We start from the raw sequence: 1,122 nt of genomic DNA, 5'->3' as shown, positions 1-1,122 counted from the left end.
GCTAGCTGTACTGCCCAGGCAGGTTGGTTGAGTTTGTGTGACGACACGGTGTGAATCTGCGTGATGACGAAGGCCTCCGGTTGTGGAGTGGAGCTGTCTAGGAACCGCTCCGCCAACAGGAGGCCTTCGTGTCCCACGCTAATGCTGCTCTGACTCCTCGTGCGCGTCTTCGGCTGGCGCGTCTGATCGTCGAGGAAGGCTGGCCCATCGCCCGGGCGGCCGAGCGCTATCAGGTGTCCTGGCCGACCGCCAAACGGTGGGCGCAGCGTTACCTCCAGCACGGGGCGGCAGGGATGGCCGACCGCTCATCACGGCCGCACCACAGCCCGGCCAAGACCCCGCAGCCGGTGGTGCGCAAGATCGTGCACCTGCGCTGGAAACAGCGGCTGGGGCCGGTGCAGATCGCCGGGCGGCTGGGTATGCCGGCCTCGACCGTGCACGCCGTGCTGACCAGATGCAGGCTCAACCGGCTCTCCCACATCGACCGCGCCACCGGTGAACCGATCAGACGCTACGAACACGACCAGCCCGGCGCGATGCTCCACGTCGATGTCAAAAAGCTCGGCAACATCCCCGACGGCGGCGGCTGGCGGCATGTCGGCAGGGCACAAGGCGAACTCAACCGCCAGGCCACCGCCCGCCGCACCGGCGCCCGCACCACCCGCCACGCCCCCCGCGTCGGCACCGCCTACGTGCACACCGTCATCGACGACCACACACGCATCGCCTACGCCGAAATCCACGACGACGAGAAGGCCCCCACCGCCATCACGGTGCTACGCAACGCCGTTGCCTGGTTCGCCGCCCGCGACGTGAGCATCCAACGCGTGCTCAGCGACAACGGCCCGGCCTACAAATCCCATGCCTGGCATGAGGCATGCGCCGAACTGGGCATCCGCCCGAAGAAGACCCGCCCCTACCGCCCTCAAACCAACGGCAAGATCGAACGCTTCCACCGCACCCTGACCGACGGCTGGGCACTGAGCCGCTTCTACAGCAGCGAACAAGCCCGCCGCAAAGCCCTGCCCGCCTGGCTCCACCACTACAACCACCACCGACCCCACACCGCCACCGGCGGCAAACCACCCATCACCAGATTGACCAACGTCCCTGGGCAGTACA

Annotated in this window: 1 protein-coding gene; it reads left to right on the top strand. The window is 67.4% G+C overall.

What is annotated here, in order from left to right:
• Nucleotides 1-128 precede the first annotated feature (128 nt).
• Nucleotides 129-1,122 (top strand): IS481 family transposase (locus tag ACRYCC_RS43975; protein WP_433820232.1); only part of this gene is annotated, 994 nt, incomplete at its 3' end.

The organism is Actinomadura scrupuli (assembly GCF_050971785.1).
Taxonomy (GTDB): Bacteria; Actinomycetota; Actinomycetes; order Streptosporangiales; family Streptosporangiaceae; genus Actinomadura_E; species Actinomadura_E scrupuli.
Note: the sequence above shows the minus strand (reverse complement) of the source record. Positions and strands in the feature narration are given on the sequence as shown.